Raw genomic sequence first — 21618 nt, forward strand, 5'->3', positions numbered from 1 at the left:
CACGGAATCGACCTGCACGGAGTCAACCTGCACGAACCGGACCGCCGTCGGACGGGCCGGCACGGGCCACCGGTCAGTCATAGATCGCCTCCACCAGCCATCGCCCCGCCTCGACGGCCAGCAGCAGGGCGGCACCGTCGGCCAGACAGACCTGGAACCGGGCCCGGCGGCGGGCCTCGGCGGGGGCCCACCACCGCTCGTCCACCGGCCACGGGCCGGCCCAGCCGACGATCTCCGTCGGCGCGGCACCGCCGACGACCAGCCGGGCCGGGGCGGCGCTGACTGCCAGCCGGGCGCTGACCAGCACCGGTTCCCCGGCGGCATCGTGCACGGTCGCGGTGAGGGGGGCAGGCAGCACCACAGCCGGCGAGGGTGGCGGCAGTCGCCCCGGCCAGGGTGGCACGGAACTCCCCCGCCGCTTCCCGGCCCCGCCCCGCCCCTGCCCGACCGGCACAGGCCCGCCCACCGGCGGCACGGCAGAGCGCCCACCCACCGGCGGCACGACGGCAGGCCCGCCCACCGGCGGCACCACAGGAGACCCACCCACCGGTGGGTCGGCGGGCACGCCTGGCGGTGGGGGCGGACCGGGACGGGTGGGAAGCCGCTCGTCCCCCCACGGGACCAGCCGCGTCTGGTCGGCCGGGGACCGACCACCACCCAGCACGGCGGTGACCACCGCCTCCGGGCCGAGGATGCCCTGTACCCGGCTCAACGCCCGGTGTGCCCGGTCCCGTTCCTCGCCGGCCTCCCCCCACAGGCCGGGTTGCAGCCCGCCTCGGGTCAGCAGCCCGTCGGGGACCAGCCGCAACCGGATGATCCCGGCGGTCGGTCGGGGTGGTCGGGCACCGGCCCGGCCGGTGCTGCCGGAGAGCCAGCCGTCGAGCTGCCAGCGCACCCGGTCGGCGATGGCGGCGGCGGTGAGCAACCCGTCGTGCCGCCACACCCGGTGCAGTTCCTGGCCGTGGGCGGTGACCGCCTCGATGCCGAGCCGGGTGCAGGCCAGCCCGTACCCGGCCAGCCGGTCGTGCAGGCGTTCGGCGAGCACCCGGGCGGCGAAGGCCGCCGCGTCGACCCGGTCGAGCGGCTCGTCGTGGTGGGCGGCGACCGTCAGGTCGACCGGCGGCTGCCGAACGGCCAGCGGCCGGTGGTCGCGCCCGGCGGCAAGCCGGTGGGCGAGTGCCCCGTCGAAGCCGAACCGGGCCAACACGTCACCGGCGGGCAGCGCGGCGAAGTCACCCAGCGTCCGCACCCCGAGGCGGCGTAGCAGATCGGCCAGGGCCGGCCGGCCGATCGCCTCGACGGGCAGCCCGGCCAGGAAACCGGGCGTCCCACCCGGCGGCACCACCTGCCCGGTACGCGCGGCGAGGCCGGCGGCGAAGACCCCGTCGGCGATGCCGATCTGGCTCTCCACCGCACAGGACTGGGCCACCTGTTCGACGATCCGTTCGGCGGCTGCCTCCTCGCCGCCGAGGTAGCGGGCGGGGCCCCGGGCAGCGAGCGCGCAGACGCCGGGACGGACCACCTCGACCCCGGCGACGACCTCCTCGACGGTGGCGACGACCGGCTCGAAGGCGCGGGCGTCCCGACCGGGATCGTGCTCGACGACGGTCAGCGAAGGGCAGCGACCCTGCGCCTCGCGGCGACGCAGGCCCCGGCGCACCCCGGCGGCACGGGCCGACGCGGAGCAGGCCACCACCCGGTTGGCGTGCAGCACGGCCACCGCGCCGGTGGCGGGCACCCCGTCCACGATCTCGGCGGCGAGCACCGGCCAGTCCGGACACCAGAGCAGCAGGGTGCGTACCGGCGTGCCGGTCACACCGGCCCGACCACGGTGAATCCGCCCGGCCGGGACCCGACGGCGGACGCGGGTGAGCCGGCCGGTGCGGTGCGGGGGATGATCCGGGTGAGCCCGTCGCCGGGCAACCACATCGTGATCTCCTTGGGGCGGGCCGCCGCTCCGCGTCCGCGGGCCGACACGGTGACCTCCCGACGGCGCAGCCGGCCCCGCCCCGCCCCGAGCCCCTCCCAGACCCCCCGGACCACCTGGAGCGTGACGTCCGCACCGGCCCACCGGCCGTACGGGACGAGCACGCAGCCGCGTTGCCGGGCCCGGGCGGCCAGCCGGTCGGCGACCGAGGCGGCGACGCTGTGCGGTACGGCGGTCACCACCACGTCGACCCCGTCGATCAGGGCGGCGACCACGGTGGGCCACTCCGGGCCGGGATGGGGCACCAGCGCCAGCCGGTCCAGGGCGATGCCGACCTCGGCGGCGGCTCCGGCACCGAGGGTGGGCACCCCGACCACCGCACACCACGACCCGGCCCGGGACGCCTCGGCGAGCAGCGCCAGCACCAGGGAGGTGCCGCCGCTGTGCCGGGGCTGGCCGACGGTGACGGCGACCGTGCTGCCCCGGCGCAGCCCCCGGTGCGGCAGCAGGCCGGTCAACTCGGGTGCCACCGGGAGCAGCCGGTGACCGGCGGCCGGGTCCGGGGCGCTCGCCGGGCGTACCAGAGCGGCCAGTGCGGCGGAACCGCCCACCATGCGGCCCGCCATCGGACCAGCCCCCCGTCGTGTCGTTGCGTGGATCAGATGCTCGGCGGGCGGTCGCCCGGCGGGGACCCGGGCCTGGCCGGATCAGCTGCCCGGTGGGCGGCGGCCCGGCGGGGAGCCGGGCGGGCCGCTGGGGCGGATCAGGCGGCGAGGCCGTCGAGGGCGGGTTGGTGGGTCAGTCCGAGCGCGTCCTCCACCACCGCCACGAACTGCTCGGCGGCCCGGAGCAGGTCATCGGCCTCCCGGGCGCTCACCACCCGGGGTATGCCGGCCTCGGCGGCGGCCCGCTTGCCGGCGGCGGCGGCGAAGTGGCGGGACCACTCGTCCAGCTCGGGGGCGACGGTGGCGAGCAGCACCCAGACGCTGGTGATGCGGCGTCGACGGGCGGGCGCGGGCCGGGCCCGGGCGGCGAGCAGGGCGGCGGCGGCACGCAGCGCGGCCAGGTGGGCGGCGGCGTAGCGCAGCCCGTCGGGGCGGGTCTGGGCGGCCTCGGCCAGCCCGCGCCGGGCCACCGCGAGGAGTTGGGTGGGGGTGCGGTGCGGCAGCACGTGCGCGGGCACCGTCGGCGCCTGGGCCGAGTTGGTCGGCATGACTGTCTCCTCCGCGTGACCGGGTCGGGCGGGACGCACGGTGGAGGAGATCCACCGGCGCGACGCCCGGGGCGGGTGGTGCGGAGGAAGACGCACCGATGGGGGCCGGCCGGGTGTGGATGCTTCCCCACACCACACCCGGCCGGCGAACCGGCGGGTTCGTCGCCCGCCGCCCGGGGGTCGTGGGCGGCGGGCGACGACCTGCCTTGACGGGACCGGGCTCGCGACTGCCCGGAACCCGGTGCGGTTCGCGAAACCGCACCTGCCCGGGTCGGCGCCGCGAAACGCCACTCCCGGGGGCGTTGGAACGGGTGTGCGAGTGAATCGAACACTCGTTCTAACTGCTTTGACAGTACACCCTGCCCCCGACGAAAACGCAACGTGTGGCGTACGCGTGGCACCGGTGATTCCCAGCCCACGGGGAGTCCCGACCCAGCCGGGCCCGGGGATCAGGGCCGGGATCAGGGCCGGGGATCAGGGCCGGGGATCAGGGCCGGACCGACGGCTCGGGCCGGGGCAGGGACCACGCCGGCGGCGCCGGGGTCCGGTAACGGCCGGGGTGGTCCGGTAACGGCCGGGCGGGGACGCCGGTGTGGCCGGCTGCGGGGCGTCGGGGCGTACCGGGGAGAATGGGCCGCATGCAGTCACACCCGAACGTGCAGGCGGTGCAGCGGGCGCTCGACGACGCGGACGCGCGCGACGGTTCCGGCGCGGCCAGCCAGGTCCGTCTGCTGCCCGTGGCGGCGCACACCGCCGCCGCGGCGGCCGACGCGCTCGGCGTCGACGTCGGCGCGATCGCCAACTCGCTGGTCTTCGACGCCGACGGCACGCCGCTGCTGGTGCTCACCTCCGGTGCGCACCGGGTGGACGCCGCCGGCCTGGCCGCCCGACTCGGGGTGACCCACCTGCGCCGGGCCACCCCCGACTTCGTCCGGGAGCACACCGGCCAGGTGATCGGCGGGGTCGCCCCGGTCGGCCACCCCGGGCCGCTGCGCACCCTGGTCGACACCGCCCTGGCCGGGCACGCCGAGGTGTGGGCCGCCGGTGGCGTGCCGCAGGCGGTCTTCCCCACCACCTACCCGGAGCTGCTGCGGGTCACCGGCGGCACCCCCGCCGAGGTGGCGTGAACACCACCCCGGAGCTGGTCACCCTGCACGTGTGGCGGGTACCCCGGGCCGCTCTCGGTCAGGCGTTGGGCCGGATGGCCCGGCACCCTGGCCGGTTGCGACGCACCCCCGGCGTACGGTTCGGCAAGCTGCTCGGCACCGGGACCGGCACCGGCTTCGGCCCGGGGGACGCCGACCTGACCCGGTGGGCCGCGCTGGTGGTGTGGGACTCCCCCGCCGCGGCGGCCGGCTTCGACGCCTCCCCGGTGGGCCGCTCCTGGGCCCGGATCGCCCGCTCCTCGGCCCGGCTGGAGCTGCGCCCGGTGACCAGCCGGGGCGAGTGGTCGGGCCGGCGTCCGTTCGGCGATCCGGCGGGCGGCCGGGTCGACGGGCCGGTGCTGGCACTGACCCGGGCCCGGTTGCGTCCCCGCCGTGCGCTCACCTTCTGGAAGGCCGTCCCGCCGGTGGCCGCCGCGCTGCACGCCGCGCCGGGGCTGCTCGCCCGGTTCGGCGTCGGTGAGGCGCCGCTGGGCTGGCAGGGCACGGTCAGCGTGTGGCGCGATCCGACGGACCTCGTGGCGTTCGCGTACCGTCACCCGGAGCACCGCGCGGCGATCACCCGCACCCCCACCGAGGGGTGGTACGCGGAGGAGTTGTTCGCGCGCTTCGAGGTGCGCGCAGTGGTCGGTGACCGGTCGGCGCTGGGATGGGTCGCCGACGGTGATCCGCAACCGTGAGAGGACGCGCATGAGGTTGGTGCGGTGGACGCCGGAGGATCTCGTCCGGCGACTCGACGACGTGGTCGCGGTGTACGGGGAGGCGATGGGCTACCGCAGCGACCTGCTGGAGGCCCGACGCGGTTACATCGCCACCCACGCCCGCCGGCCCGGGTTCCGCGCCGTCGCCAGCCTCACCAGCGAGGGCCACCTGGCCGGCTTCGGGTACGGCTATCTCGGCGCGGGTGGCCAGTGGTGGCACGACCAGGTCTACCGGGCGCTGCACCCGGACGCCCGACAGCGCTGGCTGACCCACTGCTTCGAGGTGGTCGAGCTGCACGTCCGACCGCCCGCGCAGGGGCACGGCCTGGGCGCCCGGCAGCTCACCGCCCTGCTCAGCCTGGCCGAGGGCGGCACCACCCTGCTGTCCACCCCGGAGGCCGACGAACGGGCGTCCCGGGCCTGGCGGCTCTACCGGCGGTTCGGCTTCGTCGACGTGCTGCGGCACTTCCGGTTCCCCGGCGACGAACGGCCGTTCGGGGTGCTCGGCCGGGACCTGCCGCTGCCCCGACCCGACACGTCCGGCCCGGCTACGCCGTGATCCGCCGGCACGTCCCCTGGCTGCTGCTGGCCGTCCTGGTCCTGACCCAGATCTGCTATCCGCTCACCACCGGGGTCACCCGGGCCCGGCTCACCGTCGCCACGGTCGTCCTCGGCTACCTGCTGTCGGTGGGGCACGCGCTGCTGCGCCGGGGTCCCCGGGCGGCGCTGGCGCTGGTCGCGGTGGCCACCGGCGGCGGGTTCGCGATCGAGGCGCTGGGGGTGGCCACCGGCTTTCCGTTCGGCAGCTACGACTACTCCGGCGAGTTGGGGCCGAAGCTGGCCGGGGTGCCGTTGATCATCCCGCTGGCCTGGACCTGGATGGCCTGGCCCGCCTGGCTGGCCGCTGTCCGGCTGACCACGCCCGCCGGACGGGCAGCCGGCACCGCGACGGCCGGCACGGGGACGCCCGGATGGGCGGGGCACGTCGGGCGGGTGGCGTTGGCCACCGTCGGGCTGGCCGGTTGGGACCTCTTCCTCGACCCGCAGATGGTGGCCGAGGGCTACTGGGTGTGGCGCGACGCCACCCCGGCGCTGCCCGGACTGCCCGGCATCCCGATCAGCAACTACCTGGGCTGGCTGCTCTTCGCCGTGCTGCTGATGAGCGCGCTGCGCCCGCTGGCCGGGCCCGCCGTCGCGGTCACCGACTCCCGCGACGACCCGATGTTCGCGCTCTACCTGTGGACGTACTTCTCCAGCGTGCTCGCGCACGCCGTCTTCCTCCGGCTGCCCGCCTCGGCGATCTGGGGCGCGGTCGGCATGGCGGTCGTGGCGGTGCCGCTGGCGGTGACCCTGCTGCGCGCCCGCCGACGGCCCGTCGACCGGCCGGCACCGCAGCGCACCGGCGTCGACACCCCGGCATGAGCGGGCGCGGGCCGGCGGGGGGTCGGCGGTGACCGTGGTCGCGCTCGTGCTGGCCGTCGCGGTGACCGCGCTGACCGGGCACACCTGGGTCAACGCCGGGCACTGGCTGCGCCGGCCCGTCGACGGGCCGGTCGAGGTCGGCGAGACCGTGGCGGTGCTGCTGCCGCTGCGCGACGAGGCCGACCGGGTCACCCCGTGCCTGCGCGCGCTGCTCGCCCAGCAGGGGGTGCCCGGCTTACGGATCGTGGTGCTCGACGACGGCTCGACCGACGGCACCGCCGAGGTGGTCCGCGCGGTGGCGGGCGACGACCCCCGGGTCACCCTGCGCACCGGGGTCACCCCGCCACCGGGCTGGCTGGGCAAGCCGTACGCCTGCCACCAGCTCGCCGGGCACACCGACCCGGCCGCCACCGTGCTCGCCTTCGTCGACGCGGACGTGGTGCTCACCCCGTACGCGGTCGCGGCGGCGGTGACCGAGCTGCGCGCGGCACGGGCGACGCTGTTGTCGGCGTACCCGAGGATTCTGGTGCGGACGGTGGGTGACCGGCTGGTGCAGCCGCTGTTGCAGTGGTTGTGGTTGACCTTCCTGCCGCTGCCCGCGATGGAACGCTCGGCGCGACCGTCGCTGGCCGCGGCCGGTGGGCAGTTCCTGCTGGTGGACCGGGCCGGCTACGACCGGGCCGGCGGGCACGCCGCCGTCGCCGACCGGGTGCTGGAGGACATCGAGCTGGCGCGGGCGGTGAAGCGCTCCGGCGGGCGGATCGCGCTGGCCGACGGCTCCCGGCTGGCCGCCTGCCGGATGTACGAGACCTGGCCCCAACTGCGCGACGGCTACACCAAGTCGCTCTGGGCCACCTTCGGCCACCCGGGGGCCGCCACGGCCGTGGTCGCCGCGCTGCTCCTGCTCTACACCGCGCCGCCGCTGCTGGCGGTGGCGGCGCTGGCGGCGGGTTCGGCACCGGTCGCCGGCCTGGCCCTGCTCGGGTACGCGGCGGGAGTCGCCGGCCGGGTGCGCAGCGCCCACGCCACCGGCGGCCGGGCCTGGCCCGACGCGCTGGCCCACCCCGTGTCGGTCGTGGTGCTCGGTTGGCTGACGCTGCGGTCGTACCATCTGCGGAAGCGGCGTCGCCTGTCCTGGCGGGGCCGTCCGGTCAGCTAGGAGGACGCGGCTATGGCGCGGATCGTGGTCATCGGCGCCGGCGTGGGCGGGCTGGCCACCGCCGCCCGGCTCGCCGTCAGCGGGCACGAGGTGACCGTCTTCGAACGGTCCGACACCGTCGGCGGCAAACTCGGCCGGTACGTCCACGACACCCCGGCGGGCAGCTTCCACTTCGACACCGGGCCGAGCCTGCTCACCCTGCCGCAGGTCTTCCACGAACTGTTCGAGGCCACCGGCGCGAAGCTCGACGAGTACCTCGACCTGGTCCCGTTGGACCCGATCGTGCGGCACGTCTTCCCCGGCGGTGGACCCGTCCTCGACTCGTGCGCCGACCCGGACGAGTTCGCCGCCCGGATCGGCGTCACCCTGGGCGACCGGGCCGCCGCCGACTGGCGGCGGTTGTGGCGACGGGCCGCCCGGGTCTGGACGGCGTCGCACCGCGACATCCTGCGGCGTACCGTCGACTCGCCGCGCGACCTGGCCGCGCTGGCCTGGCGGCTGGGCGACCTGGCCGCCATCGGGCCCGGCCGCACCCTGCGCGGGCTGGGCCGCAGCCACCTGTCCGACCCCCGGCTGCGGATGCTGCTCGACCGGTACGCCACCTACACCGGCGCGGACCCGCGCCGCGCCCCGGCCGCGCTGGTCGCCGTCCCCTACGCCGAGCTGACCTTCGGTGGCTGGTATCTGCGCGGCGGGCTGGGCACCCTGGCCGACGCGCTGCTGTCGCGCTGCCTGGACCTGGGCGTGACGGTGCGCACCGGGGAGACGGTCACCCGGATCGACGCCGCCGGTGGCCGGGTGCACGGGGTACGCCTCGCCGGGGTCCACGCGCCCGTCCCCGCCGACGTGGTGGTCGCGAACGCCGACGCGCTCACCGTCTACCGGGACCTGCTGCCGCACCCGGGCCGGCTGGCCGCGCTGACCCACCGCAGCCTGGCCGGTTTCGTGCTGCTGCTCGGGGTCCGCGGCGACTCCGGGCTGGCCCACCACAATGTCCTCTTCCCCGGCGACTACGACGCCGAGTTCGACGCCGTCTTCGGTGACCCCGGCCGGGGGGTCCGGGCCCGGCCGGCGACCGACCCGACGGTCTTCGTCACCGTCGCCGACGACCCGACCGCCCGCCCGGCCGGGCACGAGGCGTGGTTCGTGCTGGTCAACGCCGCCCGCCACGGCACCGCCCCGGACGCCGTCGACTGGCGTCGGCCGGGGCTCGCCGACGCGTACGCCGACCGGATCCTCGACGTGCTCGCCGAGCGGGGGGTCGACGTCCGGGACCGGCTGGTGTTCCGCGAGACCCGTACCCCCGCCGACCTGGACGCCGCGACCGCCGCGCCCGGCGGGTCGATCTACGGCACGGCCGGTGGGCTGCTCCGCCCCGCCAACCGGGGTCCGGTGCACGGGTTGTGGCTGGTGGGTGGCTCCAGCCACCCCGGCGGCGGCCTGCCCATGGTCACCCTGTCCGCCCAGATCGTCGCCGACGAGATCGGCCCCGCCTGGTGACGCCCCCGCCCGCAGCCCCACCGGGGCTGCGGGCCGGGGCTGCAGGCCGGGCACGGCGCTACGGGGGCGAAAGAGGGGTATCCGACGCTGGGGATACCGCTACCTGGCCGATCTTGAGTCGATCATCGCCGGCCGCGCCGCCGACCGGGCGTCAGCGGGCAGACCGTCAGCCGGCGTCGACGAGGGCGCGGCGGACGGTGGAGAGGAGCTGGCCCAGGCCGAAGCCGGCCAGCAGCACCCAGACGGCGGTGGCCATGGTGATGGTGCCGGCGGCCAGGTCGAGGTCGATCAGCCCGGTCAGCCCGGCCAGCAGCAGCCCGACCAGGGCGACGCAGACCCGGGTGGGCCGCTCCCCCACGGTGACCGCGCCGATCTCCCGCATCCCGGCGGCGACCGCGCGGGCCCGGACGTACTCGTGCAGCCAGGACAGCGCGCCGGCCGCGACCACCAGCGCACCGGGCGCTCCGACCAGCCAGAACGCCGCCAGCCAGGCGATCTCACCGAGCCGGTCGGCGACCGAGTCGTAGACGTAGCCGAGCCGGGTGGTCCGGCCGGTGGCGACCGCGACCGCCCCGTCGACGCTGTCGGCGACCGAGGCCAACAGCACGAACAGCGCGCCGACGATCGGCCCCTGGACCGACCGGACGCTGAACAGCGGCACGCACAGGCAGAGCAGCACCCCGGCGACGGTCACCGCGGTCGGGGTCACCCGCAGCCGGCCCAGCACATAACCGACGTGGTACGCGAAGCGCAGCCAGGCCCGGACCACCGGCGCCGCGACCCGGGGGTCGAAGCCGCCGTGCAACCGCGCCCACGCGGTCGCGTACTCGTCCCATTTCAGCTGTGTGCCCACCATCGGTCAACCGTCGCGGCGCGGTCGAGGTGTCGGGGTCGACGCGTTCACACCCGGGCGTCGGCCCGCAGGCTGCGCCACACCTCCCGGGTCGCGGGCGAACGGTTGAGGGTGATGAAGTGGATGCCGGGCACCCCCTCGTCGAGCAGCCGGGCACACATCTTGCTGGCCTGGTCGATGCCGAGCCGACGGACCGCCTCCGGGTCGTCGGCGACCCGGTCGAACCGCTCGGCCAGCGCGGGCGGGAAGGGCGCGCCGGACAACTGCACCGAGCGTTCGATGGTGCCGATCTGGGTCACCGGCATCACCCCGGCCAGGATCGGCGTGTCACAGCCGGCCGCCGCCACCCGGTCGCGCAGCCGCAGGTAGTCGTCGGCGTCGAAGAACATCTGGGTGATGGCGAACTCCGCGCCGGCCCGACACTTGCGGACGAAGTGCGCGGTGTCGCTGTCCACGTCGACCGAGCGGGGATGCTTGTACGGGAATGCGGCCACCCCGACGCTGAAGTCACCGGCCTCGCGCACCAGCCGGACCAGGTCCTCGGCGTAGTCGACGCCCTCCGGATGACGGATCCACTCGCCGCCCGGGTCACCGGGCGGGTCACCGCGTACGGCGAGCACGTTGCGGACGCCGACGCCGGCCAGCCGCCCGATCACGTTGCGCAACTCGGCGACGGAGTGGTTGACGGCGGTCAGGTGCGCCATCGGCAGCAGCGTGGTCTCGGTCGCGATCCGTTCGGTCACCGCGACGGTGGTGTCCCGGGTCGAGCCGCCGGCCCCGTAGGTGATCGACACGAACGACGGGCGCAACGACTCCAGCTCGCGGATGGCCTGCCAGAGCAGCCGCTCACCCTGTGCCGTCTTGGGCGGGAAGAACTCGAATGAGAACGTCGGCTGGCGGTCGCGGATCAGCTCCCCGATCGCCGGCTGGGGATTGGGAAGGACGGAGGGAAGACCGAGCGCCACGAGACGACTCTAGCGGGCGTCGCCGCCCGACCCCACGCACTTCCCACCAGAGCATCGACATCCACCGAAACCCGGCCGACCAGCCCCATGGCAAACGTCGTACCCCGGGGGTAGAACGAACGGGCGCGGGTGGCGTCGGTCGGGGCCGATGCCCGGGGTCACGCGCGGGGGTCGGCCGCAGTGACCGGCGGCACGTCGGCCGCCCTGCGGGGCGGGTGGGCGGAGCCGCGTCGACATCCCGCCGGAGGACCGATGGCCCCGCCCGACCCGAGCCTGCTCGGGCCGCTGATCAGGCAACTGCGGCTGGCCCGTGGGTGGAGCCAGCAGCGGCTCGCCGACGAACTGTGCGCTGCCGCCGGCACACCCACGCTGACCCGGCACGAGGTGTCCCGGTGGGAGCGGGCGGTACGGGTGCCGGGCGACCGCTGGCGGCGGCAGCTCGCCGTCGTCCTCGACGCCCCGATCGGGTCGCTGGCCGACCGGCCGACCCGCGTCCGACGGGCCGACCCGACCCGACGGACCGACCCCACCCGACGGGCCGCCCAGAAGCCGACCCGGGCCAGCAACGCCGCACCGGACCGATGGGTCGAGCCGGGTCCGGGCAGGCCGACACCGGAGCGACGCCGGACCGGGCCGATGTCGGGCAACGGGCCGATGTCGGGCAACGGGCCGATGTCGGGCAACGGGCCGTCCCGTCCGGCGGGACGGCCCGGCCGCCGGTCGGGCGAGGTCGGGGCGGCGACCGGGATGACGCGCCGAGCCGCTGGTGAGGCGGCGGCGGTGGCGACCGGCTAGCGTCGTGGCGTGACCCACGCTGCTCCCGTCTCCCCTGTCGACCGTGCCGGCCTGCGGCAGCGCGTCGACAAGGCGCTGACCGAGTTCCTGTGCGGCCGGCGCAGCTGGATGGCCGGCATCGACGACGCTCTGACACCGGTCGCCGAGGCGATCGAGGGGTTCGTGCTCGGTGGCGGCAAGCGGCTGCGTCCGGCCTTCGCGTACTGGGGATTCCGGGGCGCCGGAGGGGTGGACGCCGACCAGGTGGTGACCGCCCTGGCGGCACTGGAGTTCTTCCAGGCCAGCGCGCTGATCCACGACGACCTGATGGACCGGTCGGACACCCGGCGCGGTGAGCCGGCGGTGCATCGACGGTTCGCCACCCGACACCGGGCGTCCGGTTGGCACGGTGATCCGGACGGCTTCGGCGACGCGGCGGCGATCCTGCTCGGTGACCTCTGCCTGGTCTGGTCCGACGAGCTGCTGCACTCCGCCGGGCTCGACCCGCACACGGTGGCCCGGGCCCGGCCGGTCTTCGACGAGATGCGCGGCGAGGTCACCGTCGGGCAGTACCTCGACGTGCTGACCCAGGCCACCGGGGAGGTCTCGCTGGAACGGGCCGGCAAGGTGGCCCGGTACAAGTCGGCCAAGTACACCGTCGAGCGGCCGTTGCTGCTCGGTGGCGCGCTCGCCGACGCGTCGGCCGACGTGTGCACCGCCTACTCGGCGTACGGGTTGCCGCTCGGTGAGGCGTTCCAGCTCCGCGACGACGTGCTGGGGGTGTTCGGCGACCCGGCACAGACCGGTAAGCCGGCCGGGGACGATCTGCGCGAGGGCAAACGCACCTACCTGGTGGCGGCGGCGGTGGAGGCCGCTGACGAGGCCGGCCGGGACCTGCTGCTCGGCCGGCTCGGCGATCCGGACCTGGACGAGGACGGGGTGGCCCGGCTCCGCGAGCTGATCAGCGGCACCGGCGCGTTGGCCCGGACCGAGCAGCGCATCGTCACCCTGACCGACACCGCCCTGGCCGCCCTGGCCGGCGTCGACCTCGACACCGAGGCCCGCCAGGCCCTGGTGGACCTGGCCATCGCCGCCACCCGCCGCGCCGACTGACCCCTCCCCACGCCCACCGCACCACCCACGCTGAACGCGCCCCCCGCACCGAACCACCCCGCACCGGACCACCCGCGCCGGACCACGTTGATCAAGAGGTTTCGGTCACGAATGCCTCGGCAGATGACCCAAACCTCTTGATCAACTGACCTAAACCTCTTGATCAACCTGGGGAGAGGGGAGAAGCGGGGTCAGAAGCCGAGGGCTTGGGCGCGGCGCTTCACCTCGCGGGCGTGGTCGCCGCCGAGGGTGACCGCGCCCGTGCCACCGGAGAGGGTGTCGTCGGGCTCGTAGAGCCAGCGCAGCACGGCCTCGTCGTCGTAGCCGGCGTCGGCGAGCAGGTTGAGCACACCGGGCAGGTGCTTGAGCACCGTCGCGTTGGCCACCAGATCGGCGGGGATCCGGCGGATGCCGTCCCGGCGGACGGCGATCAGCTCGCGGTCCCGGATCATCTGGTGGACCTTGCTGATCGACAGGTCGAGCCGCTCGGCCACGTCGGGGAGGCTCAGCCAGTCGGCCGGGTCGCGGGGGCCGCCGAGGTCGCTTCCGGTGGACTGGTCGGCGGGTACGGAATCGGTCACCGGACCACCCTGCCACGTCGCCCCGCCGCACGTGCAGCGGCACCCCGTCGTGCCTGGGTGAGCGCGGCGGGACGGACCGGTGCGGACCCCGGCTGTAGCATCCTGTTCAACCTTCACCCTCAGGACACATAGACTCCCTGCCGATGGACATTCAGGTCGCCGACACGTTGCTGGGCTCGCTGCTCGACGGGCGCTACCGCATCCGCGGTCGCGTGGCCCGTGGTGGCATGGCGACCGTGTACACCGCCACCGACGAGCGCCTGGAGCGTACCGTCGCGGTGAAGATCATTCACCCGTCCCAGGCCGCCGAGGCGCGATCCCGGCTGGCGGGCTTTCCGGACCGGTTCACCGACGAGGCCAAGGCCATCGCCCGGCTGACCCACCCCAACGTGGTCGCCGTCTATGACCAGGGCACCCACCAGGGGCTGCCCTACCTGGTGATGGAGTACGTCCGGGGTCGCACCCTGCGCGAGGTGCTCGCCGAACGCCACCGGCTGAACCCCGACGAGGCGCTGGCGATCATGGAGCAGATGCTCGCCGCGATCGCCGCCGCGCACCGGGCCGGGCTGGTCCACCGTGACGTCAAGCCGGAGAACGTGCTGGTCGCCGAGGCACCCACCGGCGGGGTCGCCAACCTGGTCGACAGCGTGGTCAAGGTCGCCGACTTCGGCCTGGCCCGCGCCGTGGAGGCCAGCGCCGAGGAGGGCGACGGCAACCAGCTGATGGCAACCGTCGCGTACGTGGCACCGGAGCTGGTCACCGACGGGCGGGCCGACACCCGTACCGACGTCTACTCGGCCGGCATCGTGCTGTTCGAGATGCTCACCGGCCGGGTGCCGTACGACGGGGACCGCCCGGTCGACGTGGCCTGGCAGCACGTCGACCGGGACGTCCCGGCCCCGTCGATCCTGGTGCCGGGCCTGCCCCGGGTGCTCGACGAGCTGGTCGCCCGGGCGACCCGACGGGACCCGGGTGCCCGCCCGGCCGACGCGGGCGCCCTGTTGGCCGAGGTGCAGGTGGCCCGGGACGACCTGGGCAACCCGAACGCGCATACCGCCGTGCTGGGCCGGGTGGCCGAGGATCTGCCGGCGGTGGCCCAGCCCACGATGGTGGTCGCGGCGGTCACCCCGGTGACCCGGCCGACCTGGGCCCGGCTGCCCGAGCCGGCCACCCCGCAGCAACGCCCGCACCGACGCCGGGCCGCCGAGAGCACCGGCCTGGGGTCCCGCCTGGCGGAGCTGCGTACCCGGGTGATGGGCAGCCCGCGCGGCCGGCTGTCGGTGGCGGCGGCCGTGGTGGTGGTCGGCCTGCTCGCCGCGATGGGTGGCTGGTGGGTGGGGGTGGGCCGCTACACGGTCGCTCCGCAACTGGTGAACCTCAGCCGGGCCGACGCGCAGGCCCAGGCGGACCGGGCGGGGTTCCGCCTCACCTTCGCCGCGCCGCGCTACGACGAGAAGATCCCCCGCGACGGTGTCGTCGCCCAGGACCCCGGCTCGGCCGCCAAGATCCTCAAGGGCGGCACCATCACGTTGACCCTCTCCCTCGGCCCGGAGCGGTTCCCGCTGCCGGACGTGGTCGGCAAGGAGTTCGACCTGGCCGAGGCCGACCTGACCGGCGCGAAGCTGGTGGTCGCCAAGGGCAGTCCCCGCTATGACGACAACCTGCCGGCCGGGGTGGTGGTGGACACCAACCCCAAGGTGGGCACCGAGGTCAAACCGGGCACCAAGGTGACCGTCATCCTGAGCCGGGGCCGGGCCCCGATCACGGTGCCCGACCTGGTCGGCAAGAGCCTCAACGACGCCCGCAGCGCCCTGTCCCGGCTCGGGCTGGTGCCGGTCGAGACCTACAAGGACTCCGACAAGCCGCGCGACGAGGTGCTCGGGCAGAGCCCGGCCGACGGCGCGGGCGTGGAGAAGGGCACCAAGGTCAAGCTGGACGTCAGCAAGGGCCCACCGCAGGTGGCCGTCCCCCGGGTGGTCGACCTGCCCTGCCAACAGGCCAAACAGCAACTGGAGGGGGCCGGGTTCACGGTGAACGTCCAGTTCAACCCCAACGGCATCGTCCGGTTCCAGAACCCGGGTGAGAACTCCCAGGTGCCGCCGGGCACCCCGGTCACCCTGGGCTGCCTGTGAGCACCCGCCGACCGGTCGGCTCGCACACGCCCACCTCTGGTGGGCTGGCCAGGGCGGCCCTGCCGTACGTGGACGCGACCGGCTCCCAGGTGGTGCAGGTCTACGTCGCCAACTCGCGCGGCTGGGCGCTGCCGGCCGGCGACCCGGCCCAGGACGCGCTCTTCGCCGACGGCTGCGCCACCCGTGGCGTACCGGTCTACATCCACGCGTCGCTGCTGGTGAACCTCGGTTCGCCCACCCCGGCGACGGTGGAGAAGTCGACGCAGACGCTGGCGCACGCGCTGCGCCGGGGGCGGGCGATCGGGGCCCGCGGCGTGGTGTTCCACGCCGGCAGCGCCGTCGACGCCGGTTACGCCGAGACCGCCCTGCGGCAGGTACGCGAGTCACTGCTGCCGCTGCTCGACGAGACCACGGCCAGCGGCGGTCCGCTGCTGCTGGTGGAGCCGAGCGCCGGTGGCGGCCGGTCGTTGGCCTCCCGGGTCGAGCACCTCGGCCCCTACCTGGACGCGGTCGACCGGCACCCGGGGCTGGGGGTCTGCTTCGACACCTGCCACGCCTGGGCGGCCGGGCACGACCTGGCCGCCGAGGGTGGCATGACCGCCACCCTGGACACCCTGGTCGCCACGGTCGGGGCGGACCGGCTGAAGCTGATCCACGCCAACGACTCCAAGGACCTGTGCGGCTCCACCCGGGACCGGCACGAGAACATCGGCAAGGGCAGCATCGGTGAGCCGGCCTTCGCCGAGTTGATGGCCCACCCGGCGACCGCCGGCATCCCCGTCGTGGTGGAGACCCCGTCGGACAGACACGAGGGCCACGCCACCGACATAGCCACCCTCACCCGCCTCCACCCCTAACCCCACCCCACCCCACCCGCCCGCACGCACGCCCTCCCCCGCCCGACGCCTCCGGTGATCAAGAGGTTTACGTCAACTTTGATCTTCAGGCTGACGTAAACCTCTTGATCAACACCGGAAGGCGCGGGTGGTGCGGGGCGGCATGAGGAGGGGAGGGGTGGGGTTAGGGGGTTAGGGGGTTAGGAGGTGGGGGAGGACCTTGGTGGCGTGGTCGATGGCGGCGTCGTCGAGGTCGAGGTGGGTGACCAGGCGGGCGGTGCGGGGGCCGAGCACCGACAGCAGCACCCCTTCCGCGCGGGCGGCGGTCGCCAGGGCCCGCGCGTCGAGCCGGTGCCCGGTCAGGTCCAACGGGACGATGTTCGTGCGCACCGGCCCGGCGAGCACTCCGAACGGGGCGACCGCCTCGGCGAGCCGGGCCGCACGGGCGTGGTCGTCGGCGAGCCGGCCGAGGTGGTGGGCCAGGGCGTACCGGCCGGCGGCGGCGAGCACCCCGACCTGCCGCATCCCGCCACCCATCCGCTTGCGCAGGAACCGGGCCCGGGTGATCTGCGCGGCGTTGCCGATGACCAGCGAGCCGACCGGTGCGCCGAGACCCTTGGAGAGGCAGACCGACAGGGTGTCGAAGAGCGCGCCGTACTCGTGCAACGGCACCCCGTCGGCGACATGCGCGTGCCAGATCCGGGCACCGTCGCAGTGCAGGGCGAGGCCGGCGGTGTCGGCGACCCGGCGCAACTCCCGCAGGGTCGCCAGCGGGATCACCCCGCCACCACCCCGGTTGTGGGTCTGCTCCACGGCGATGGCCCGGGTCGGCACCGCGAAGTAGCCGTCCGGCCGGATCATCGCCTCCACCACGCCCGGGTCGAGGTCCGCGCCGAGGGCCGGCCAGGTCCGCGTGGAGATCGCGCCGTACGCCGCCGCCGCACCGACCTCGTACGTGACCACGTGCGCGTCGGCGTCGCAGAGCAACTCGTCGCCCGGTGGGACGACCAGTTGCAGGGCGATCTGGTTGGCCATCGAGCCGGTCGGGGCGAAGAGCGCCGCCTCGTGCCCGAAGAGCGCGGCGACCTCGGCCTCCAGCGCGTTGACCGTCGGGTCCTCGCCGTAGACATCGTCGCCGACCTCGGCGGCGGCCATCGCCTCCCGCATCCCGGCGGTGGGCCGGCTCACCGTGTCGGAGCGCAGGTCCACCACCGGGCCCGGGTCGCCGGGGTGCCCATCCGCCCGCCGGCCGGCACCCGGGGCACCCCGTCCGTCCGTCGTGCCCCGTCCGTCCGTCGTGCCCGTCGTGTCCCGTCCGTCCGTCGGGTCGCCGGCCAGGCCGGTCGGCTGGTCAGCCACGGAGCATCTCCGCCACCAGGAAGGCCAGCTCCAGTGACTGCTGGGTGTTCAGGCGCGGGTCGCAGGCGGTCTCGTACCGGCCGGGCAGGTCGAGGTCCTCGATGCCCTGGGCACCGCCGAGGCACTCGGTGACGTCCTCACCGGTCAGCTCGACGTGGATGCCGCCGGGGTGGGTCTCCAGCCCCCGGTGCACCTCGAAGTAGCCGAGCACCTCGTCGACGATCCGGTCGAAGTGCCGGGTCTTGTAGCCGTTGGAGGACTCGTGGGTGTTGCCGTGCATCGGGTCGCACTGCCACACCACCTTGGCCCCGGCGGCGGTGACCTTGGCGACGATCGGCGGCAGCGCGTCGCGGACCTTGTGGTTGCCCATCCGGCTGATCAGGGTGAGCCGGCCCGGGATGTTCTCCGGGTTGAGCTTCTCGCACAGCTCGATCGCCTCGTCCGGGCTGGTGGTCGGGCCGAGCTTCACGCCGATCGGGTTGGCGATGCGGGAGATGAAGTCGATGTGCGCGCCGTCGAGCTGTCGGGTCCGCTCGCCGACCCAGAGGAAGTGCCCGGACAGCCCGTACGCCCGGCGGTCGGAGACCCGGGTGAGCGCCCGGTCGTACTCCAGGGCCAGCGCCTCGTGGGAGCAGTAGAGGGTGACGGTGCGCAGCGCGTCGTCCTCGGTCATCCCGCAGGCCCGGATGAACCCGATGGCGCGGTCGATCTCCCGGGCGATCGCCTCGTAGCGCTCCCCCGCCGCGGAGTTCTTCACGAAGCCCTTGTTCCAGTCGTGCACCGCGTGCAGGTCGGCCAGGCCGCCGGCCAGGTAGGCGCGGAGCATGTTCATCGCGGCGGCCGAGTTCGCGTACGCCCGGATCATGCGCTGCGGGTCGGCGACCCGGGCGGCCGGGTCGGCCTCCAGCGCGTTGATCATGTCGCCCCGGTAGGCGGGCAGGCCCCGGGCGTCGGTCGGCAGCGACCGGGGCTTGGTGTACTGGCCGGCGACCCGGGCCACCTTCACCACCGGCAGGGACGCGCCGTAGGTGAGCACGATCGCCATCTGGAGCAGGGTGCGGGCGTTGGCCAGCAGGTGGCTCTCGGTGTTGTCGGCGAAGGTCTCGGCGCAGTCACCCCCCTGGAGCAGGAACGCCTTGCCCTCGCAGACCAGGGCGAGCTTGCGTCGGAGCTGGTCGACCTCGTAGGGGGCGACCACCGACGGCACGGTGTCGAGCACCTTGCACACCTCGGCGACCTGGGCCGGGTCGGACCACGGCGGGATCTGCTGACGGGGCAGCTCACGCCACCGGTCGAGGCCGAGAGCGGCGTCCTCGGCCGAGTCGACGGTGGGGCGGCTGGTCTGCAGCCCGGGGCTGCTCACGGCGGGGTAGCTCAGCTGATGCCACTCATGGCGCATGGGAGAAAGCGTACGGCGACGGTCCGGACGCTGCGGCCCCGAGGGGCGGGGTTCCGGTAGTTGGGAGTCAGGGGGTGACCGACGGCGCGGGGAGGTGTCCGCCGGGCTCCTCGCCCGCGATGCACCAGTCCGCGCCGTCCCTGGTGACGGTGAACAGCAGCGACCGGGTGGCCTTCTTCGTCCCCACCGAAACGGTCACCGTGGTGCTGACCTCCTGACCCTTGGCACCGGTCCGGATGTCGGTGATCGTCGCGGCGGGCACCTTGAAATGGTCGGCGAAATCACCGTTCGGCCCGGTCGCGGCGGCGTCGAAGCCCGCCTGCATCGTCGCGCAGAGCTGGTGGCGACCGGCGGCCGGGTCCTTGGCCGCCATCGCGTCGAGGTACGCCTGGACCCGCTCGCGGGCCTTGGTGGACGCCTCCTGGACGGGGACCCGGGTGGGCCCGCCGTCGGCCTTGTCGTCCCCACCGAGACCGCAGCCGAGCAGGGTGAACGGCAGCAGGGCCAGCGGTACGACGCCGGCGGTGCGGAGCCTGCGGCCCATGCGTCCTCCCCGGGTGCGGATGTCGACGGTGCGGATGTCGGCCGGATGCCGACCGGCGAGTCTGCCACACCGCACCCGTCGGGTGGCAACCCGGCACGGCCGTGCCGCCCCGACCGGCCGGCGTTTCGCCCGGCGGGACCGCCGTTGACCGGGCCGGACAGCCGGGCGGGGAGGGACCGTGACCGGTCCCTCCCCGCGCGGGTGGTGTGTCGTGGCGCTCGGCTCAGCCGAGGCCGCCCTTGATGGCGCCGATCAGCTCGCCGTTGCCGGTGTCACCGGAGAGTTCCCAGAAGAACGCGCCGCCGAGACCCTGGTTCTTGGCGTAGGTCATCTTGCCGCCGATGGTGGCCGGCGTGTCGTAGCTCCACCAGTTGCTGCCGCACTTGGCGTACGCCGTCCCGGCGATCGTGCCGGTGGCCGGGCAGGTGTTCTTGAGGACCTTGTAGTCCTCGATGCCCGCCTCGTAGGTGCCGGGGGCGGCGCCGGTGGCGCTGCCCCCCGGGGCGGCCTGGGTCACCCCGGTCCAGCCCCGACCGTAGAAGCCGACGCCGAGCAGCAGCTTGTTGGCCGGGACCCCCTTGGACTTGAGCTTCTGGATCGCCGCGTCGGAGTGGAAGCCCTGCTGCGGAATCCCGGTGTAGGAGGTGAGCGGCGAGTGCGGGGCGGTGGGGCCCTGCGCGTTGAACGCGCCGAAGTAGTCGTAGGTCATCGGCATCAGCCAGTTGAGGTTGCCCACCGCACCGGCGTAGTCGGTGGCGTCGATCTTGCCACCGTTGCTGCCGTCGGCGGTGATCGCGGCAGTGACCAGGGCAGACGAGCCGAACTTGGACCGCAGCGCGCCGATCACGCTCTTGAAGGCGTTCGGGCCGCTGGTGTCACAGGTCAGGCCGCAGGCGTTGGGGTACTCCCAGTCGACGTCGATGCCGTCGAAGACGTCCGCCCAGCGGGGGTCCTCGACCAGGCTGTAGCAGCTGTCGGCGAACGCGGCCGGGTTCTGCGCGGCCTGGGTGAAGCCGCCCGACCAGGTCCAACCGCCGAAGGACCAGATCACCTTCAGGTGCGGGTACATCTTCTTGAGCTTGCGCAGCTGGTTGAAGCTGCCGCGCAGCGGCTGGTCCCAGGTGTCGGCGACGCCGTCCACGCTGTCCGCCGCGGTGTACGCCTTGTCGTAGTCGGCGTAGCTGTCCCCGATCGTGCACCGGCCGCCGGTGGTGTTGCCGAAGGCGTACAGGATGTGGGTGAGCTTGGCGGCGGAGCCGCTGGTGGCGATGTTCTTGACGTGGTAGTTGCGGCCGTAGACGCCCCACTCGGCGAAGTAGCCGACGACCTTCTTGTCCCCGCTGGGCGGGGTGGTCGTGGGCGGCGGGGTCGTCGGGGGCGGGGTCGTCGGCGGGGCGGTCGTGGGCGGCGCCGTGGTGGGCGGCGGGGTGGTCGGCGGCTTCGTGGTGGGCGGGGTGCCCCCGCCGCACGACGCGCCGTTGATCGTGCAGTTCAGCGGCGCCTTGTACGGCCCGGTGCCGTTGTAGCCCCAACTGAAGCTGGCCCCCGGACCGAGCGGCCCCGCCCAGCTCTTCTTCACCGCCACGTAGTGGTTGCCGCTGCTGGTGACGTCGGCGTCCCAGAAGCTGCTGATGGTGGTGCCGGACGGCAGGTCGAACTCGATGCGCCAGGTGCTGATGCTGGCGCTGGAGCCGTTGGCGACGGTGACCCGGCCCTCGTGGCCGGTCCCCCAGTCCTGGGCCGAGGCGAATGTCGCGGTGACGCTTCCGGCGCCGAACGCCGAGGTCACCGGTACCGCCGCCACGGTCAGCGCCACGACGGCGCCGGCCCAGAGGGCGCGGCGGAGCGATCTCTTCATGAGGCGCCTCCTCAAACAGTTAGGAAACTTTCCAAATCGATGGGGAGACGCTACTCACACCGTCATCACTTCGTCAAGATGCGCATCCGTCGATTCATCACCCGGGGACCGCGAGGCGT

General features: G+C 74.6%; 19 protein-coding genes and 1 pseudogene. 10 read left to right on the forward strand and 10 right to left on the reverse strand.

Annotated features, from left to right (window positions below; genetic code table 11):
• Positions 1-73 precede the first annotated feature (73 nt).
• From GA0070216_RS01785 to GA0070216_RS01795, 3 genes and pseudogenes are all read right to left on the reverse strand, one after another.
• A pseudogene (locus tag GA0070216_RS01785) lies at positions 74-1816 on the reverse strand (DNA polymerase Y family protein).
• Entirely contained in the window at positions 1813-2553 is a 741-nt protein-coding gene (locus GA0070216_RS01790; protein WP_091237567.1) for a hypothetical protein, read from the reverse strand. The pseudogene GA0070216_RS01785 and the gene GA0070216_RS01790 overlap by 4 nt, the downstream one beginning before the upstream one ends.
• A gap of 137 nt (positions 2554-2690) precedes the next feature.
• Entirely contained in the window at positions 2691-3140 is a 450-nt protein-coding gene (locus GA0070216_RS01795; RefSeq protein WP_091237570.1) for an SAV_6107 family HEPN domain-containing protein, read from the reverse strand.
• Between the two features lie 638 nt (positions 3141-3778).
• Between GA0070216_RS01795 and GA0070216_RS01800 the strand changes: the two genes are divergently transcribed.
• From GA0070216_RS01800 to GA0070216_RS01825, 6 genes are read left to right on the forward strand one after another with little or no spacing between them, the layout of a single operon-like run.
• Positions 3779-4267: a YbaK/EbsC family protein gene (locus tag GA0070216_RS01800; RefSeq protein ID WP_091237575.1), complete on the forward strand. Its 489-nt coding sequence runs from the start codon at positions 3779-3781 to the stop codon at positions 4265-4267.
• The gene (locus GA0070216_RS01805; protein ID WP_091237579.1) at positions 4264-4983 is read left to right on the forward strand and encodes a monooxygenase; all 720 of its coding nucleotides are present in this window, start codon (positions 4264-4266) and stop codon (positions 4981-4983) included. The genes GA0070216_RS01800 and GA0070216_RS01805 overlap by 4 nt, the downstream gene beginning before the upstream one ends.
• 10 nt (positions 4984-4993) lie before the next feature.
• Positions 4994-5563, forward strand: a complete 570-nt coding sequence (locus GA0070216_RS01810) for a GNAT family N-acetyltransferase (RefSeq protein WP_091237581.1) — start codon at positions 4994-4996, stop codon at positions 5561-5563.
• Entirely contained in the window at positions 5560-6426 is an 867-nt protein-coding gene (locus tag GA0070216_RS01815) for a carotenoid biosynthesis protein (RefSeq protein ID WP_425413122.1), read from the forward strand. The genes GA0070216_RS01810 and GA0070216_RS01815 overlap by 4 nt, the downstream gene beginning before the upstream one ends.
• Before the next feature lie 34 nt (positions 6427-6460).
• Positions 6461-7585 (forward strand): glycosyltransferase family 2 protein, encoded by a 1125-nt coding sequence (locus GA0070216_RS01820; RefSeq protein WP_091238852.1) that lies wholly within the window; start codon positions 6461-6463, stop codon positions 7583-7585.
• 12 nt (positions 7586-7597) lie between these two features.
• Positions 7598-9085 carry a phytoene desaturase family protein gene (locus GA0070216_RS01825; protein ID WP_091237583.1) on the forward strand — a complete coding sequence of 496 codons (1488 nt, stop codon included), beginning with the start codon at positions 7598-7600 and terminating at the stop codon, positions 9083-9085.
• Positions 9086-9251: 166 nt separating this feature from the next.
• On the opposite strand, the gene GA0070216_RS01830 is transcribed toward GA0070216_RS01825, so the two are convergent.
• Both GA0070216_RS01830 and metF read right to left on the reverse strand, forming a co-directional pair.
• Positions 9252-9941, reverse strand: coding sequence for a CDP-alcohol phosphatidyltransferase family protein (locus tag GA0070216_RS01830; protein ID WP_091237585.1), 690 nt, complete (start codon positions 9939-9941; stop codon positions 9252-9254).
• 44 nt (positions 9942-9985) lie between these two features.
• Positions 9986-10903, reverse strand: a complete 918-nt coding sequence (metF, locus tag GA0070216_RS01835) for a methylenetetrahydrofolate reductase [NAD(P)H] (protein ID WP_091237587.1) — start codon at positions 10901-10903, stop codon at positions 9986-9988.
• 252 nt (positions 10904-11155) lie between these two features.
• On the opposite strand from metF, the gene GA0070216_RS01840 reads away from it, so the two are divergent.
• Positions 11156-11698 carry a helix-turn-helix domain-containing protein gene (locus tag GA0070216_RS01840; protein ID WP_091237589.1) on the forward strand — a complete coding sequence of 181 codons (543 nt, stop codon included), beginning with the start codon at positions 11156-11158 and terminating at the stop codon, positions 11696-11698.
• A 9-nt stretch (positions 11699-11707) separates the two neighbouring features.
• Positions 11708-12790, forward strand: a complete 1083-nt coding sequence (locus GA0070216_RS01845; protein ID WP_091237591.1) for a polyprenyl synthetase family protein — start codon at positions 11708-11710, stop codon at positions 12788-12790.
• A gap of 191 nt (positions 12791-12981) precedes the next feature.
• Here GA0070216_RS01845 and GA0070216_RS01850 read toward each other — a convergent pair whose 3' ends face one another.
• On the reverse strand, positions 12982-13371 hold the full coding sequence (locus tag GA0070216_RS01850) for an Rv2175c family DNA-binding protein (protein ID WP_091237593.1): 390 nt from the start codon (positions 13369-13371) through the stop codon (positions 12982-12984).
• A 143-nt stretch (positions 13372-13514) separates the two neighbouring features.
• Between GA0070216_RS01850 and pknB the strand changes: the two genes are divergently transcribed.
• Positions 13515-15503 (forward strand): Stk1 family PASTA domain-containing Ser/Thr kinase, encoded by a 1989-nt coding sequence (gene pknB, locus GA0070216_RS01855; protein ID WP_091237595.1) that lies wholly within the window; start codon positions 13515-13517, stop codon positions 15501-15503.
• Complete coding sequence (locus GA0070216_RS01860) at positions 15500-16360, forward strand: deoxyribonuclease IV (RefSeq protein WP_091237598.1); 861 nt, start codon at positions 15500-15502, stop codon at positions 16358-16360. The genes pknB and GA0070216_RS01860 overlap by 4 nt, the downstream gene beginning before the upstream one ends.
• Before the next feature lie 171 nt (positions 16361-16531).
• On the opposite strand, the gene GA0070216_RS01865 is transcribed toward GA0070216_RS01860, so the two are convergent.
• The 4 genes from GA0070216_RS01865 to GA0070216_RS01880 all read right to left on the reverse strand — a co-directional run bounded on the left by GA0070216_RS01865 (position 16532) and on the right by GA0070216_RS01880 (position 21499).
• Positions 16532-17551 carry a threonine aldolase family protein gene (locus tag GA0070216_RS01865; protein WP_091238855.1) on the reverse strand — a complete coding sequence of 340 codons (1020 nt, stop codon included), beginning with the start codon at positions 17549-17551 and terminating at the stop codon, positions 16532-16534.
• Positions 17552-17690: 139 nt separating this feature from the next.
• Positions 17691-19097 carry a class II 3-deoxy-7-phosphoheptulonate synthase gene (locus tag GA0070216_RS01870; protein WP_091237600.1) on the reverse strand — a complete coding sequence of 469 codons (1407 nt, stop codon included), beginning with the start codon at positions 19095-19097 and terminating at the stop codon, positions 17691-17693.
• 67 nt (positions 19098-19164) lie between these two features.
• Positions 19165-19641 (reverse strand): hypothetical protein, encoded by a 477-nt coding sequence (locus GA0070216_RS01875; protein WP_091237602.1) that lies wholly within the window; start codon positions 19639-19641, stop codon positions 19165-19167.
• Positions 19642-19864: 223 nt separating this feature from the next.
• Positions 19865-21499, reverse strand: a complete 1635-nt coding sequence (locus GA0070216_RS01880; protein ID WP_091237605.1) for a glycosyl hydrolase family 18 protein — start codon at positions 21497-21499, stop codon at positions 19865-19867.
• Between the last annotated feature and the right edge of the window lie 119 nt (positions 21500-21618).

Source organism: Micromonospora matsumotoense (assembly GCF_900091525.1).
Taxonomy (GTDB): domain Bacteria; phylum Actinomycetota; class Actinomycetes; order Mycobacteriales; family Micromonosporaceae; genus Micromonospora; species Micromonospora matsumotoensis.

What these genes read in the sequence shown, in the direction of transcription:
- GA0070216_RS01790 (WP_091237567.1), bottom strand. Translation starts at nt 2,553, where the DNA reads ATGGCGGGCCGCATGGTGGGCGGTTCCGCCGCACTGGCCGCTCTGGTA.
- GA0070216_RS01795 (WP_091237570.1), bottom strand. Translation starts at nt 3,140, where the DNA reads ATGCCGACCAACTCGGCCCAGGCGCCGACGGTGCCCGCGCACGTGCTG.
- GA0070216_RS01800 (WP_091237575.1), top strand. Translation starts at nt 3,779, where the DNA reads ATGCAGTCACACCCGAACGTGCAGGCGGTGCAGCGGGCGCTCGACGAC.
- GA0070216_RS01810 (WP_091237581.1), top strand. Translation starts at nt 4,994, where the DNA reads ATGAGGTTGGTGCGGTGGACGCCGGAGGATCTCGTCCGGCGACTCGAC.
- GA0070216_RS01825 (WP_091237583.1), top strand. Translation starts at nt 7,598, where the DNA reads ATGGCGCGGATCGTGGTCATCGGCGCCGGCGTGGGCGGGCTGGCCACC.
- GA0070216_RS01830 (WP_091237585.1), bottom strand. Translation starts at nt 9,941, where the DNA reads ATGGTGGGCACACAGCTGAAATGGGACGAGTACGCGACCGCGTGGGCG.
- GA0070216_RS01840 (WP_091237589.1), top strand. Translation starts at nt 11,156, where the DNA reads ATGGCCCCGCCCGACCCGAGCCTGCTCGGGCCGCTGATCAGGCAACTG.
- pknB (WP_091237595.1), top strand. Translation starts at nt 13,515, where the DNA reads ATGGACATTCAGGTCGCCGACACGTTGCTGGGCTCGCTGCTCGACGGG.
- GA0070216_RS01870 (WP_091237600.1), bottom strand. Translation starts at nt 19,097, where the DNA reads ATGCGCCATGAGTGGCATCAGCTGAGCTACCCCGCCGTGAGCAGCCCC.
- GA0070216_RS01875 (WP_091237602.1), bottom strand. Translation starts at nt 19,641, where the DNA reads ATGGGCCGCAGGCTCCGCACCGCCGGCGTCGTACCGCTGGCCCTGCTG.
- GA0070216_RS01880 (WP_091237605.1), bottom strand. Translation starts at nt 21,499, where the DNA reads ATGAAGAGATCGCTCCGCCGCGCCCTCTGGGCCGGCGCCGTCGTGGCG.